General features: G+C 49.5%; 11 protein-coding genes. 10 read left to right on the top strand and 1 reads right to left on the bottom strand.

Going from position 1 to position 14,058, the window contains the following annotated elements; translation table 11 throughout:
* Window positions 1-46: 46 nt before the first annotated feature.
* Window positions 47-1,666: an extracellular solute-binding protein gene (locus GC097_RS18175; protein ID WP_171684798.1), complete on the bottom strand. Its 1,620-nt coding sequence runs from the start codon at window positions 1,664-1,666 to the stop codon at window positions 47-49.
* Window positions 1,667-2,078: 412 nt separating this feature from the next.
* Here GC097_RS18175 and GC097_RS18170 point away from each other — a divergent pair, with 412 nt between their 5' ends.
* From GC097_RS18170 to GC097_RS18125, 10 genes are all read left to right on the top strand, one after another.
* Window positions 2,079-3,047: an ABC transporter permease gene (locus tag GC097_RS18170; protein WP_171684719.1), complete on the top strand. Its 969-nt coding sequence runs from the start codon at window positions 2,079-2,081 to the stop codon at window positions 3,045-3,047.
* Between the two features lie 12 nt (window positions 3,048-3,059).
* The gene (locus tag GC097_RS18165; RefSeq protein WP_171684717.1) at window positions 3,060-3,938 is read left to right on the top strand and encodes a carbohydrate ABC transporter permease; all 879 of its coding nucleotides are present in this window, start codon (window positions 3,060-3,062) and stop codon (window positions 3,936-3,938) included.
* Window positions 3,938-6,004 carry a sensor histidine kinase gene (locus GC097_RS18160; RefSeq protein WP_312875695.1) on the top strand — a complete coding sequence of 689 codons (2,067 nt, stop codon included), beginning with the start codon at window positions 3,938-3,940 and terminating at the stop codon, window positions 6,002-6,004. Before GC097_RS18165 ends, GC097_RS18160 begins: the two co-directional genes overlap by 1 nt.
* Window positions 5,997-7,565 carry a response regulator transcription factor gene (locus tag GC097_RS18155; RefSeq protein ID WP_171684716.1) on the top strand — a complete coding sequence of 523 codons (1,569 nt, stop codon included), beginning with the start codon at window positions 5,997-5,999 and terminating at the stop codon, window positions 7,563-7,565. Before GC097_RS18160 ends, GC097_RS18155 begins: the two co-directional genes overlap by 8 nt.
* A gap of 155 nt (window positions 7,566-7,720) precedes the next feature.
* Entirely contained in the window at window positions 7,721-8,362 is a 642-nt protein-coding gene (locus GC097_RS18150; RefSeq protein WP_171684714.1) for a ThuA domain-containing protein, read from the top strand.
* Window positions 8,363-8,395: 33 nt separating this feature from the next.
* Window positions 8,396-9,196: a sugar phosphate isomerase/epimerase family protein gene (locus GC097_RS18145; protein ID WP_171684713.1), complete on the top strand. Its 801-nt coding sequence runs from the start codon at window positions 8,396-8,398 to the stop codon at window positions 9,194-9,196.
* Window positions 9,193-10,179, top strand: a complete 987-nt coding sequence (locus GC097_RS35040) for a zinc-binding dehydrogenase (RefSeq protein WP_171684711.1) — start codon at window positions 9,193-9,195, stop codon at window positions 10,177-10,179. The genes GC097_RS18145 and GC097_RS35040 overlap by 4 nt, the downstream gene beginning before the upstream one ends.
* A gap of 51 nt (window positions 10,180-10,230) precedes the next feature.
* Complete coding sequence (locus GC097_RS18135) at window positions 10,231-10,653, top strand: VOC family protein (protein ID WP_171684710.1); 423 nt, start codon at window positions 10,231-10,233, stop codon at window positions 10,651-10,653.
* Window positions 10,653-11,609, top strand: a complete 957-nt coding sequence (locus GC097_RS18130) for an ROK family protein (RefSeq protein WP_171684708.1) — start codon at window positions 10,653-10,655, stop codon at window positions 11,607-11,609. Before GC097_RS18135 ends, GC097_RS18130 begins: the two co-directional genes overlap by 1 nt.
* A gap of 19 nt (window positions 11,610-11,628) precedes the next feature.
* On the top strand, window positions 11,629-14,028 hold the full coding sequence (locus GC097_RS18125) for a glycoside hydrolase family 9 protein (RefSeq protein ID WP_171684707.1): 2,400 nt from the start codon (window positions 11,629-11,631) through the stop codon (window positions 14,026-14,028).
* Window positions 14,029-14,058: the final 30 nt, after the last annotated feature.

Here is a 14,058-nt window from a genome sequence, read left to right as displayed (position 1 = left end):
CAGATGGTGAACCAATGGCAGGCCTATTTGTACTTCTTACCTTTAACTATTGTATTCCCAACTGCTTTTTGTTCTTCTCATATTTAGCCTGTTGATAGGAAACTACTTTATCGTAGCCCAGCTTTTCACGGTCCTTAAGGAATTTGGCGAAGATTTCTTCCATTTCCGCATCGCTTTTCGACAAGAGCATCTTCGGCAGCGTTTTGCCCCACAGCTGCTGCGCCTTCGTCGAGATGATGCCTTCCGGGGAGTTGCCTTGTGGCTGCAATTGCTTGAACTCTGAGAAGTTATGCACTTTGCTTGTACCCCTGGACCAATTGTAGTTGGTCAAGTACGGTTCTGGGTCCTTTGGCGCCCATTTCAGCCACATATTGGTATCCATTACCATTGGGAACAAATATTTTGCCCCATATTTGACGCCTTCTTTTGGATTGTTAAGATATTCCTCCAAGAACTGATCCTTGCCGTCGATCGTATCGTAGGTAACGCCCTTCACGCCCAGGCAGAGGTCCCGCTGCCCTTCGTCACTAGCTAAATAACTCAGAAATTGAATCGCTCTTTTCTTATCTTTCACATCTTTCGAGATGAGGGTCAGCGTCCAGCCGGAGACATCCGGACCAGGCAGCGTCGGTTCTGCCATCTTGCTATTTGCCGGGCCATCGATAGCGATGTAGATTTTGTTCGGATCTTTTAAATATACATGGCGGTTCTGCGCCTCAATGTCTGCGACAGCATACAGCATGGCGAAGTAGCGGCCCTGTATCGTTTTCTCCTCTACCTGCGGACGCTTGTCGATGAATACATCTTTTGCAATAAGCCCAAGTTCATTGGCTTTACGGAATGTTTTCATCCAGCGCATATATTCGGGATCGGTAGAGCGATCATACAGCTTGCCATCTTTCTGATGAGGAATGGCCAGGAAGTTAGGCAGAATATCGTCGAACGTATAGTTGCCCTTTTCATTAAAATCATGAAAGTTGAGCGGAATAAGGGGCTGTCCGTCGACCTCCGGAAACTTCTCTTTGGCTGCTATGAGCGCATTCAAGAACCCTTCCGGTGTTCGCATATCCGGCTTGCCCAGCGCTTCATACATATCTTTGCGGACAATGAAGGTTTGCTTGGTCGCACGAGGCACCGGATTTTTCACATAATCCTGCGGGGTCTGCGAGTCACTCGGGTAGCCGTACAGGTTGCCGTCCGCTTCCTTAAACCAGTTGACTTTGCCCGGATCGAGATTGTTCATGAAATAGGGCTCATACTGTTCCGACAACTCATTAAGCGGCAGAACCAACTTGCCGTCAACCATTTTCTTCACCGCATCATCTGTTACATTGAGTGTAATAAAGTCAGGCAGCTTGCCCGAAGCGATCATTGTCTGCATCTTCTCGTTCTCATTACCGGCCGGAACGATCAAGTTAACGTTGACACCCGTTTTCTTTGTAATATTTTGCGTAGTTAGGTCATCTCCCCACTTGTGGGTGAACCACGAGAAGTTCATGTACCAGTCAAATGTGATCGGAGACGTATCCGACTGCCAACCTGGCCCTTTCGGGTCCGGCTTGCCTGTCGCCGTCGAATTTACGGAGTCGGTGTTAGACACCGATGGCGTGTTGGATGACGAGCAAGCGCTTGTTAAGGATACCATACCAACCAATGTAGCTATCATGATGTTCTTTTGTATTTTTCTCAAAGCATGTGCTCCTCTCGTTTCGGCTGCTCCTGGAATGCTGTCCTCGGGAAATACAGCCGCAAAATGATAGTTAAGCGTTTTCACGAAATGCTGTTGTGGCTTAGTGTATACGAATATGCCATGCCGCAGGATCGGCCCTTGACCTCCTGAAAATTTAAATACTAAGATGCTGCGCCAACAAGAATGGCCTATCGATAACCGGTGAACTAGGGTGGAACTGCGCTTGCAAGGCTGACATCAGAATACATTTGAATTTTACAAGATGTCAACATGACCAGAAATTTTGGTACCTTACACAAAATCTCGAACCTTATGTGTATGTCGCGAACTCATCTATACTAAATTTGCCGGGAGGTAGATGGAGCAAAACATTAGGAGGAGCACTCTTATGAGTTCACATGTTAGTGATCAACACCAATCAACAAGCAAGGCTGCTGGCCAGACCTGGGGTTCAGGGATCGTCAGACGATTAAAGCAGCAGAAACTGCTTCAAATGATGGCGCTATCGGGGATAGTCTGGCTAATTATTTTTCACTACGTGCCGATGTACGGCATTATTATTGCTTTCAAAGAGTATGACATTATCTACTCGATCGGTGATGCGCCTTGGGTAGGATGGGAACATTTCAAGGCATTTTTCGAAGATGAAAACCTCGGATACGTTATCAAGAATACGTTCGGCATGAGCTTGTTGAAGCTGCTGATCGGCTTTCCGCTTCCCATTTTGTTCGCTTTATGTTTGAATGAGCTGCGTTCGATCCGCTTCAAGAAAGCAGTCCAGACGATCTCTTATTTGCCGCATTTTCTGTCATGGGTTATTCTTGGCGGAATTCTAACGACCTGGCTGGCTGACATTGGTATTGTCAATAAAATGCTGATGGCACTCGGCTTTATTAACGAGCCTATCAGTTACCTGGCAGAGCCGGGATACTTCTGGACGATTGTCGTGAGCTCGAACATTTGGAAGGAGCTTGGGTGGTCGGCAATCATCTATCTTGCCGCTATTACGGGTGTATCGCCAGAGCTGTACGAGTCCGCTACCATTGACGGCGCCGGCCGTTTCCAGAAGATGTTCTACATCACGCTGCCGATGATTAAGGGCACGATTACGATCTTGTTTATTCTTGCTGTCAGCGGTATTCTGAACTCCAATTTCGATCAGATTTTCATACTGAAAAATCAATTGAACGAATCTGCAAGTAATGTTATTGACACTTATGTGTACCAGGTTGGGATCTCGCAAGGCCGTTATTCCTATGCCACAGCCGTTGGCTTGGTGAAGTCCGTTATTGCCTTCATCCTACTGATCGGAGCCAATACCATAACGAAGAAAATTAACAATACGTCATTATTCTAGGAGGGTGAGAAGATGAATATACGACGCAACTCAGAGCGGCTGTTCGATTGGGCCAATTTCGGGATCATGCTGATCATCTGCTTTCTGACGATTTATCCGATTTGGTATGTGCTCATTAACTCTTTCAATGAAGGAACAGATGCGATGCGCGGTGGAATCTACTGGCTTCCCCGGGTATTCACTATCGAAAACTATACGACCGTTTTTTCCAATAACGGTTTGATGACAGCCTTCGGCATTACGGTAGCCAAGACCTTGCTCGGTACCGCCCTGCACGTCTTCTTCACCGCCATGGTGGCCTATGCATTATCCCGCAGAGAGCTGATTGGCCGCAAAGCCTATCTCATGATTGGCACCATTACGATGTTCTTTAGCGGTGGATTGATTCCAACGTACTTGCTTCTTCGCGATCTGGGATTGCTTGATACGTTTGCCGTTTATATTCTGCCGGCCATGTTCAGCTTCTTTGACCTCATTATCTTCATGACTTTCTTTCGTGAGATTCCGTATGGTTTGGAGGAGGCGGCCAAAATCGACGGGGCCAACGACTTCGGTATTTTCGTCAGAGTCATCATTCCGGTATCGATGCCGGTTGTTGCGACAATCGCTTTATTCCATGGCGTATACCAGTGGAACGATTATTTTGCAGGCGTTATTTATATCAATAAAACGGATTTGCAGCCTATTCAGACGTATCTGTACCGGATCATTGCGTTGTCGGGCTCGAACCAGATTGCTTCATCCGTCCCGAACGTTGTGGAGAAAACAGTTACTTCGCAGTCGGTCAAACTGGCTACAATGGTCATTGCCACACTGCCGATCGTATTCGTATATCCATTCCTGCAAAAATATTTTGTTAAGGGCTTTATGATCGGTTCGATGAAAGAGTAGTGCTATCCGAATCCGGGGCCCAGTTTGACGATATTTCCAACAAGTTTCTGGAGGCGCGTGGCAAGCTGGGTTATGATAGAAAAAGCAAGAAGAGCGGCGATTGTCCGGGCAGCCGGAGGCGCTGGCTTCTTGCTTACGTTGCTTTTGGGAGTGATCGCGCGGTGAGACAACAGCTGTTTGATAGATGGACCAGACTAATTAGGCATATAGACAACATGAAGCTGCAAACCAAGCTGGTAGGCGCGTATATTTTTATCATTCTCGTTCCGATTATCGTTTTCTCGATTTATTTGTTCAATGATTTCTATAAAAACACAGTCAAGGAAATGATGCGGTCCAATCAATATATAACGGAGATGGAATACAACAACATTATGAACAACATCAACCTGATGGAGCGAGCAGCGCAGCTGATGCTCTCGGATGGTCAAGTAAAGGACTATATGACCCTCAGTCAGGAGCTGGATACATTATCGCTGCTTGAGTTCTCCAACAATGTCGTTCCTAACTTGCAACGTATCCAATTCAACAATCCGAACATTGCGCATATCCGCATGTATGCCAACAATCCTAATATAAAGGAAATGTGGCCCATCTTTCTGAATGAAAGCAGAGTGACAGATGAGCCCTGGTACAATAAAGTCATTCAGAATCAGGGGCTGGAGCTGTGGCAATTTGAGTCTGACGACAAAGACGTGTTGCGCAGGGCGACCGTTGTACAAGAGAAGAAGGCGAAGGTTTCGTTGCTTAGGGAAATCAATTACGACTACGTAGGCAATGTCGGTATTGTCCAGATCGATATGTATCTGGATGATTTTCTGCCGAAAGTATTCAGCAGTGTACAGGACGAGCAGTCCCAAATGCTGATGATGGACAGCGATTCGCGGGTTTATTATAACTCGGCGTTTCCGCTGCTCGCCAAGGTATCCATTACCGAGCTGAAGCAGCAGCTGGAACAGACCATTAGGAACAACCCGGATGCCTCTCATTTTGAAATCGCATTCAATGACGAGCCGTATATTTGCATCTTTAAAAAATTGGATAGCCTCGATGCTTATCTCATCAACGTTGTTTCGTTGCAGGATTCGCTTCATAAAATCAGCATATCCCGAAATATGATCATTGTTGTAAGTACTATGCTCATTCTGATTTTGTCCGTCATTACGTATTTGACGAGCAGAATCTTATTCAAGCGGCTTCGCAAGCTTCAAAATTCGATGAAGAGTGTGCGGGGCGGCAATTTCCAAGTCAATATTGACGTTCATGGCGGCGGAGAAGTTGGTGAAATTGCCGCTCACTTCAAAATGCTGATGAAGAAGATCAATGGACTAATTGCAGATGCTGTCAATAAACAGGCGGCAGCGAAGGAAGCGGAGCTAAATGCGCTTAAGAACCAGATTGACTCCCATTTCCTGTACAACACGCTGGAAAATCTGAAGATGCTCGCGGAGGTAGAGGGGCAGTATGTCATCTCCGATTCCTTGACTTCACTGGGGGGAATGATGCGCTATAACCTTCAATGGACGAGCAACTATGTGCGGCTTAAGGATGAAATCAAGCATATTCGCAACTATATTGCCATTATGAATATTCGTTATGACGACCGGATTTCGTTGCAATTTGATGTACCTCCTACTCATATGGAGCAGGAAATTCTCAAGATGTCCCTCCAGCCAATTGTCGAAAATGCGGTCAAGCACGGTATGCAAACGACAGCAGACGGTGAGGAGCTGCCACTGGTACTCTCCATTAAGGTGGATGATTTGCAGGATGCTACGGTAATCGAAATTATTGATAACGGTCGCGGGATCAGCGCAGAGCGGCAGCAGCGGATTAATCAGATGATCCGAATGAACGATCTGGATTTCCGTCAGATGTATCGGGACAGCGGAGAAGAAACGTTTAAAGGCAGCGGGATCGGGCTGCGCAATGTGAACCAACGTGTAGAGATGAACTACGGGAACGGTTACGGTATTTATGTACAAAGCGTAGAAGGCAAATATACGTCGGTCAGCATCAAGCTGCCAAAACTCATACTAGCAGGAGGTGTTAAGGGCCATGCGTAGTCTTCTAATTGTAGATGATGAAAAGAATATCCAAAACGGGCTCAAAGCAATCATCGAGCGGGAGTTTCCCGGACAGTATGCCATTACGCTCGCTGCTAACGGCGCCGAAGCGCTGGGGATTATGGATCAGCGGCAAATCGATCTGATGATTACGGATATCCGTATGCCTGTTATGGATGGAATTGAATTGATCCATAGGACGCAAGAGCTTCCTCAAAAGCCTGAAGTCATGATCTTGAGCGGCTATGACGATTTTCAGTATGCGAAGGAAGCGGTTCGTTGCGAGGTTCGCATGTATCTCCTGAAGCCCATTGTCCGGGAGGAATTGTTCGATGGCCTGAAGCAACTGGAGAGCAGAATCGTCAGGAAGGAAGAGCAGACACAGCGGTTTGAAGCTTATGTACGGCAGTCGAAGGAGTACACAGAGGTGCAGCTCAATTATTTGTTTCTTCAGCCGATACTGGGGGAGCGGGAGATTGAGAAGCAGCTGCAGTCGCTGGAGCTCTATGGTCTGCAGGATGGATATCAGCTTGCTTTGCTGCGCTGGTCGGATGCAGACCTTGCGCGGCATGACCAGAAGCATCGGCTCGGCTACGTCGATGATATGATTACGGAGATGGGGCAGGAGGTTTGTCAGCGCACCCTGCGATTCTTCAATAAGAACAGCGAAATGATTGTACTGACAGGCAGCAGGGAGATGCTGCCGCATCTGACGCGTCGTATCTACGACAAGGGCAGCATGAGCGTGAAGATCGGTTTCAGTGGGTGGGTCACCGCGCTGGGAGAGCTGCAGGAATGCTATCAGCAGGCAGACAAGGCGCTCAAATATACGATCTTCCACTCGTACCCGGCATTCGTGGCCTATGAGTCAATCGCAGATAAGCAGCAGGTCTATACATTGCCGATTCAATCAATCAAGAAGATGGCCAACATGCTTGGTACGGATCGTATTGAGGAGTTCAAACAGCTTTGCAAAGAAGTTCTCGATCTTAACACCATCCTTCAATACGATATTTCCTACATGGAGGGAATCAGCCAGGCCTTTAATGAGCTTTTGTTCGATCATGTATTTAATGTGTACGGTGAGGAGTCCGTCGAAATATTGAGGTTGTACAAGCGAGTAGTCCATATGCACAACTTTCAGGATTTCCATGACTACTTCCATCATGTAGAAAGTCTCCTCGATAAGCTGAATGCCTATGTGAGCACGATGAAGCTGATTCATAACGACTATCGCGATATGAAGAAGGCGATTCAATATATTCATGACAACTATAACAAAGACCTGAACATGGCCATGGTCTCCAACCACGTATCGCTTAACTATACGTATTTCAGTCAGGCATTTAAGAGCTACACAAAAGAAAGCTTCGTGCATTATATAAAAAGAGTTCGGATTGACAAAGCCAAGGAGCTGCTGCTAAGCACTGATCTCAAGGTGATGGAAATCGGCGTGCAGATCGGATTTGAGAATGCGAAGCACTTCCACCGAGTCTTCAGGGAATTGGAAGGCATATCGCCGAATGAATACCGCAAGGCCGGGTTTGTACCCAATAAATAAATGGCGGGGCTGGATAGCTGGCAAACCTGCCGGCGGCAGTACCTGAAATTCTGGTACCCGATATAAAATCTGAAGCCTTAAACATGCCTAACCGCTCCTTTATAATTTGGATGATGGAAGCTTAACACATCGAAATGGCGAGGAGTGCAGGTACAATGAAGAGCTTAGTGTATATTATACGCGATGATTATAACCACCCGAAGGAAGTCATTGATCCCGTTATGGCGAGGGTGTTCGATGAGGAGCAGTGGGAGGTTGTCCTTACTGACCGGACTAGAGATTTGATTGAGACCGAGTCAGCGGTAGATCTGGTCATGTTCTTTACCAACGGGCGTCCTGCAGGGGAGACCAATATGACCCCGGATGAGCAGCGGCAGATTGTCCGCAAGGTGAAGGGCGGCATGGGCATTATGTTCATACATGCAGGACTTGTCCTGATCGAGCCGGACAGCCCGTTCTATGTGGAGCTGAACTCCGGCCGATTCGTCGAGCATTCTCCCCATCACGTGGAGGTGACGAATAACCCGGCGGCCAGCTTCAAGCATCCGATTACCGAGGGCGTCGAGGCGTTCATGGCTATCGATGAGCATTACTACTGTCAAGTGGACACGACGAGAACCGATGTCATTCTGTTCAGCACTTCCCAGCATGTAACGGCGGCAGGGGGATGGGCGCATAGGGCTGACGCAGGCAAAGTGGTGGCGCTGACTCCTGGACATAACCCGGAGGCACTGGGCCATCCTCAAATGATTCAGCTCATGAAGAACGGTGCGGATTGGGCTGTTCGCCAGAGCTAGAACATAGAGAGGAGCGATGTGTCAGTGAGTTCGATGTCAATAGCATTAGGATTGTATTCGGTATACAAGGAGTTTCAGCGCGACCTGGAATCGACGTTGCGCAGAGTCAAGGCAATCGGCTATGAAGGAGTGGAGTTCTACGGCCCGTTCATTCATGAGCCGGAGAAGATTAAAGGACTGCTCGAGGAAATCGGACTCGTCAACTGCGGCTGGCATACGGAGTGGAAGCTGCTGCAGGCAGATACGATTGAAGCGACATTGGACTACCATACTCGTGCCGGAACGACCAATATGATAATCCCGGCCTTGGGCGGTCCTTGGCAAATTGGGCACAAGATGAGCGAGGATTGCGCGGATGTATGGGTGCAATATGCAGGACGCATCAATGAACTTGCGGGGCTGGCGGAAAAGCGGAATTTGCGTATCGGCTATCATACCCATGCACATGAGTTTCATACGCATTATGGCGAGTCAACGCCGTGGTCGCTTCTTAGTGAGCATACCCATTCCGGCGTCATACTGGAGTTGGATACAGGCAATTGCATCGAAGCGGAGGCTGATCCGGCTCAAGTCATTGCAGATCATCCGGGGAGAGTGCAGCTTGTGCATTGCAAGCCGTTCTCCCGTGAGCTTGGCCACGAGACATTCATTGGCAGCACGACGGATGACAATGATTGGCCGGCTATTCTTGAGGCATGCAGCCGTTCAGGCACCGAATGGCTGATTGTCGAGCATGAATCGGAGAAGGGGTATCCCCAGTTTGATGGCGCAGAACGGTGTTATGCCGGGCTGCTGGAGCAGCTTAAACTAACCCGGCGGGAGTTGTTATTGTGATACAGACAAATCAGGCGATTAAGTTCACAGGCGAGCAACAAGCATCGCTTGTGCAGTGCGATTGGGAGCCATTGCCGCTTGCAGCCGATGAAATTATAGGGCGAACGATCGTATCGCTCATTTCGAACGGCTCGGAGATGGGTGCGTATATGGACTATTCCGGAGGAATGAAGTATCCGGTAGAGACTGGCTATGCGGCTATCCTCGAGGTGCTTGAGGTAGGCGAAGCGGTTACAAATGTGGGGAAGGGGGAGCATGTGCTTGCATTGTCCCCACATCAAGCATACAGCCGGGTCAAATTCAGTGATTACATTCCTGTCCCGGCTGGAATGAAGCCTGAGCATGCTGTGATCGGCCGATTCCCGGCTGTCTCGATGACTTCCATGATTCATTCCCGAATCCGCCCGACAGAATCGGTGATGGTAACGGGACTTGGCGTAGTGGGCCTAATGTGCGCGCAAGTGATGCAGCATTGCGGCTATGAGGTCTATGCCTTCGATCCGAACGAGGGCCGCAGAGCAACAGCACGCTCTTGTGGATTGCGTCATGTATACGCTTCACCGGATGAGGTGCCGGGACTTAAGGGGACGGCTGGATTGGCGATGGACTGCTCCGGCAGGGAAGAGGCGGTGTATTCCTTAATTACCAACCTCCGCAAAGGCGGGGATCTGTATCTGATCGGCGTGCCTTGGTACCGTTCGACGGAAAAGTTTGCGCATGAGTTGCTGCGCAGCATTTTTTATGGATTTATACAGGTTAATTCCGGGTTCGAGTGGTCGCTTCCGCGACATTCTTCAGAGTTCCATCCTAACAGCAGTCATGGCAGCATCAGGAAAGCGATGGAATGGATTCGCGACGGGCTGATCCAGGTAGAAAACATTTATGATATCTATGCGCCAAGCGCATGCGGAGAAGTGTATGCGGGGATTGCTGATGGCACATTGAAGAAAACCTGCGTGATTTTTGATTGGAGTCTGGTTTAATACCGGTTTGCGGCCAGCAGCTCATCACAATTTCGGGAAGTGAGTGGGACGATGTATACGACTACTAAAAAGAAGGGCATTCATCATGTTTGCCTGAAGACACGGGATATTGAAGGTACGGTAAAGTTTTACATGGAAGGTCTCAGCGCACGCTTTGTCGTGGAATGGGGCAAGGATGGCGCTGAGGATCATGCGGTGCTGGTGGATTTGGGCGATGGCGATTTCCTGGAAATCTACGAAACGAAGAAGGAATTCGTCGACGGGATGTGGGAGCATCTGGCTGTTCGCACGATGGATATAGAGGAGTCGGTGCGCAGGGCCGTAGCAGCAGGGGCTACGCCTCTCGGGGATCCGCGTCATAGCAATATTCCGACCCGCTCGGGCGAAACTGTCGGCTTAAGCTTCGCCTATGTTCGCGCGCCGGGCGGCGAGCTCGTTGAGTTCATTCAGGATGACCAAACGGAGGAACGATGATGGAAAAGTCTGTACTGGCTGTTGATTTGGGCGGAACCAAAATCTTGATCGGGGAGGTTTCACTGGACGGCAAGGTGCTTGGCAGCAAGGTTTATGCTTCGACAGTGGTGTCGCAAGCGCAAGCATTCGAGACGATAGCGGCAAGCCTCAGGGATTATATCGAACATGTGGGACTGTACAGTGAAGTGGCGGCGATCGGTATCGGCGTAGTAGGACGGGTCAATACGAGAGAGGGCATCTGGTTTGAAATTGATCCTTCCAGAAGCCAGCCGATCGAGCTCGCCTGGAAAATTAGCGAGATGTTCGCGATGCCGTGCACAATCGGCAATGATGTCTACTGTGCAACGCTCGCGGAGCAGAGATGGGGCTGCGGCACCTATTCGGACAATTTTATTTATATGAATATTGGAACGGGGATTGCCGCTCGTTGTGTAGTAAACGGCGAGCCAATTATCGGCCGGCATTTCAATGCAGGTGAGGTTGGGCATCATGTAGCGGATTATGACAGCGACATTTCATGCATATGCGGCAGGAAGGGCTGTGTGGAGCTGCTGGCTTCCGGGCTCGGGATGCATAATCGGATCGTTGCGCTAAAGCCATCCTATCCCGATTCGGCCATTGTCATCCCGAATGAAGGCCGCGTAGGGGTCGAAGAGATTTTTGCAGGCTACGATCACGGTGATCCGCTCTGTACAGAGGTTGTGGACACTGCGCTGCAGGCTGTAGCGGAAACGATCATGAATATGGTCCGCTTCTCCGATCCGGATACGATTGTACTCGGCGGCGGTGTTGTTAGCGGAAGCTGGTTTATCGACAAGCTGCAGTCCCGGCTGCAGGGGAAGACGATGCGTTTCGTAATTAACGGCGTGAAGAAGACGGAGATCGACGAGGCGGTTATCGGATTGAAGGGCGCTGCATGGCTGGCTATACGAACGATATCCAAGCTGGAAGCTTAAAAAGGGGGACAACGGAATCATGGGATCGAAAATTGAACGTGAGCTCGCACTGTCAAATCTGATTCACAGGCCGCTGAAGGTGGACGAGAGTGCGTCATTGGAAGCGGACAGCTTGAAAAAGGAAGTATTGGACAGGGTGGTCATTCTCGATCAGGCCGTGGGCGGTGAGCGGTGGACGCATCGTGGACTCGGGTCGTCAAGCGTGCTGGAAGGCGGCCTGCTGCAGCTGACTTCTCCGTTTGATATGGATACATGGCCGGAGGGCTCGCCCAGTGACGGGGATTACAGCACTTACGGGCATGTAGGCATCTATCGGACGTTCGATCATGAGAATTGGGAGAACTTCAATCGGATTTCCTTTGAAATTTACCCGGACTGCAGCGGGATGTCAAACCCACATATAAAAGTAGGCATAAAAAATGACGGTACGATCAAAATTCCCGATATTTATCGTCGTGAAGGCTCGAATGTCATCAATTTGAAAAACCGCCAGTGGAATGCATGCTCGATGGAAATTCCGGACTTGCCGAGGGACGGCATTACCGAGCTTGAGTTTTGCTATGATATGTACGGCAAAGATCGGGCTACCGGCGATACCATGACCTATCGCATTCGCAACGTCATCTTGGAAAAGGTATCCTATCCGAATATTTCGAAAGGGTGGCAGCCAAGAAGCAAGGATATTATTTTCTCCCACAACGGCTACAGTAGGGAGCAACCTAAAACGATGATTTTGGCGGAGCAGCAGGCATCGTCTTTCACCGTTATCGAGCTTGAGACGGGAGAGGAGAAATTCACCGGTTCTGTTAAGCATGTGAGCACCTCGATTGGCAGCTTCACCGTTGTGGACTTCTCCGCGTTTAAGGAGGAAGGGACGTATATCGTCCGGGTCGGCGAGTTGCTGACAAGACCGTTTGAGATTGGCAGCACGGCGGACCGATGGGAGGATTCGATTTGGAAATCGATCAACTTCATCTATTGTGAACGCTGCGGCTGTCCGGTGCACGGCATTCACGGCAGCTGCCATGAGGACATTCTCGCCCGGCATAACGGCGGCACGATCATTTTTAATGGGGGATGGCATGATGCAGGCGATGTATCCCAGCAACTGGTGCAGACGGCAGAGGTTGCATGCGCCCTGTACGAGATCGCTCATCAGGTGAAGGAGCGCAATTATCCGCTGTATCTTCGTCTTGTCGAAGAGGGGGAATGGGGAGTGGACTTCATTCTGAAGACCCGATTCGGCGATGGCTTCCGGGCTACAAGCGCAGGTATCCGCATCTGGTCGGACGGCATCATGGGCAATATGGACGATATGACCGCCCGCGTGCACAACAACCCGTATGAAAACTTTATCCTCTCCGGCATCGAAGCGCAGATCGCCATGTTCATGGAGGATGGAGATATGCTGAAGGATAAATTGAAAGCCTGTGCGATCCAAGATTTCCAATATGCAATTGAGCAATTCGAGCTCAGAGGCTTTGCGCCGAAGCCTATCTTCTGGGAGCACACCTATATGAGCTCAGAAAGCTTGTTCATGGCGACAGCTTCATGGTCGGCATCGCTCCAATACCAGCTAACGGGTGAGGCTGCTTATGCCATCAAGGCTGTCGAATATTTGGACTATGTCATCGATTCGCAAGAGCTTGTCGGCATTCAAACCGATGACGGCAAGAACGTAGCGGGCTTCTTCTATCGGACGCCGGAGAAGAAGGTCATTCAGCATTTCAACCACCAGGCCAGAGAGCATATGTATTTACAGGCTTTTAGCGAAATTTTGAAGACGCAGTCAGAGCATGACAAGCGTGGCAGCTGGATGGAATCCGTCCGAAGGTATGGGGAGTATATCAAGTTTCTGACCGCCTTTACAGCGCCTTATCCCATGATTTCAAGCGGCATCTACCATGTGGATGAGAATCAGGATCGTGAAAGCTTCGAACTCCAGCATTTGCTGGTCGGGGAGGAAGCGACCGCTTTGTATGCGGAGCAATTGAGGCAGGGTGTTCGTCTGAACGAAGACTATTACTTGAAGAGGTTCCCGGTTTGGTTCTCATTCAAGGGCAACACGGCGATCGTCCTTTCTACAGGCAAAGCCGCCTCCTTGGCAGGCATGCTGCTTGACGATCAGGAGTTGATCTCGATTGCCGAGAGCCAGCTGCAGTGGATAGTAGGCAAGAATCCGTTCGGTCAATCCCTGATGTACGGTGAAGGATACAACTTCGCGCAGCAGTACAGCGTGCTTAGCGGCGAAATTGTAGGTGAAATTCCCGTAGGCGTACAGACCTTCGAGAACGAGGATGTTCCATACTGGCCGCAAATGAATGGCGCCACCTATAAGGAAGTATGGGTCGGTCTTGCGGGCAAATGGCTGTCGCTGCTCTCCGACTTGTACGCGCATGACAAGCAGAGCGAAGCTTGAGCATACAATAAATAATGCGATATTCTGCGC

This window comes from Paenibacillus planticolens, assembly GCF_013141725.1.
Classification (GTDB): domain Bacteria; phylum Bacillota; class Bacilli; order Paenibacillales; family NBRC-103111; genus Paenibacillus_E; species Paenibacillus_E planticolens.
The sequence above is the reverse complement of the archived record's forward strand: the minus strand, read 5'-3'. Positions and strand labels throughout refer to the sequence as shown.

Bases quoted from the DNA above. Each gene is read 5' to 3' on its own strand.
- GC097_RS18125 (WP_171684707.1), top strand. From the start codon at position 11,629: ATGGGATCGAAAATTGAACGTGAGCTCGCACTGTCAAATCTGATTCAC.
- GC097_RS18150 (WP_171684714.1), top strand. From the start codon at position 7,721: ATGAAGAGCTTAGTGTATATTATACGCGATGATTATAACCACCCGAAG.
- GC097_RS18145 (WP_171684713.1), top strand. From the start codon at position 8,396: ATGTCAATAGCATTAGGATTGTATTCGGTATACAAGGAGTTTCAGCGC.
- GC097_RS18170 (WP_171684719.1), top strand. From the start codon at position 2,079: ATGAGTTCACATGTTAGTGATCAACACCAATCAACAAGCAAGGCTGCT.
- GC097_RS18155 (WP_171684716.1), top strand. From the start codon at position 5,997: ATGCGTAGTCTTCTAATTGTAGATGATGAAAAGAATATCCAAAACGGG.
- GC097_RS18135 (WP_171684710.1), top strand. From the start codon at position 10,231: ATGTATACGACTACTAAAAAGAAGGGCATTCATCATGTTTGCCTGAAG.
- GC097_RS18165 (WP_171684717.1), top strand. From the start codon at position 3,060: ATGAATATACGACGCAACTCAGAGCGGCTGTTCGATTGGGCCAATTTC.
- GC097_RS18175 (WP_171684798.1), bottom strand. From the start codon at position 1,666: ATGATAGCTACATTGGTTGGTATGGTATCCTTAACAAGCGCTTGCTCG.
- GC097_RS18130 (WP_171684708.1), top strand. From the start codon at position 10,653: ATGGAAAAGTCTGTACTGGCTGTTGATTTGGGCGGAACCAAAATCTTG.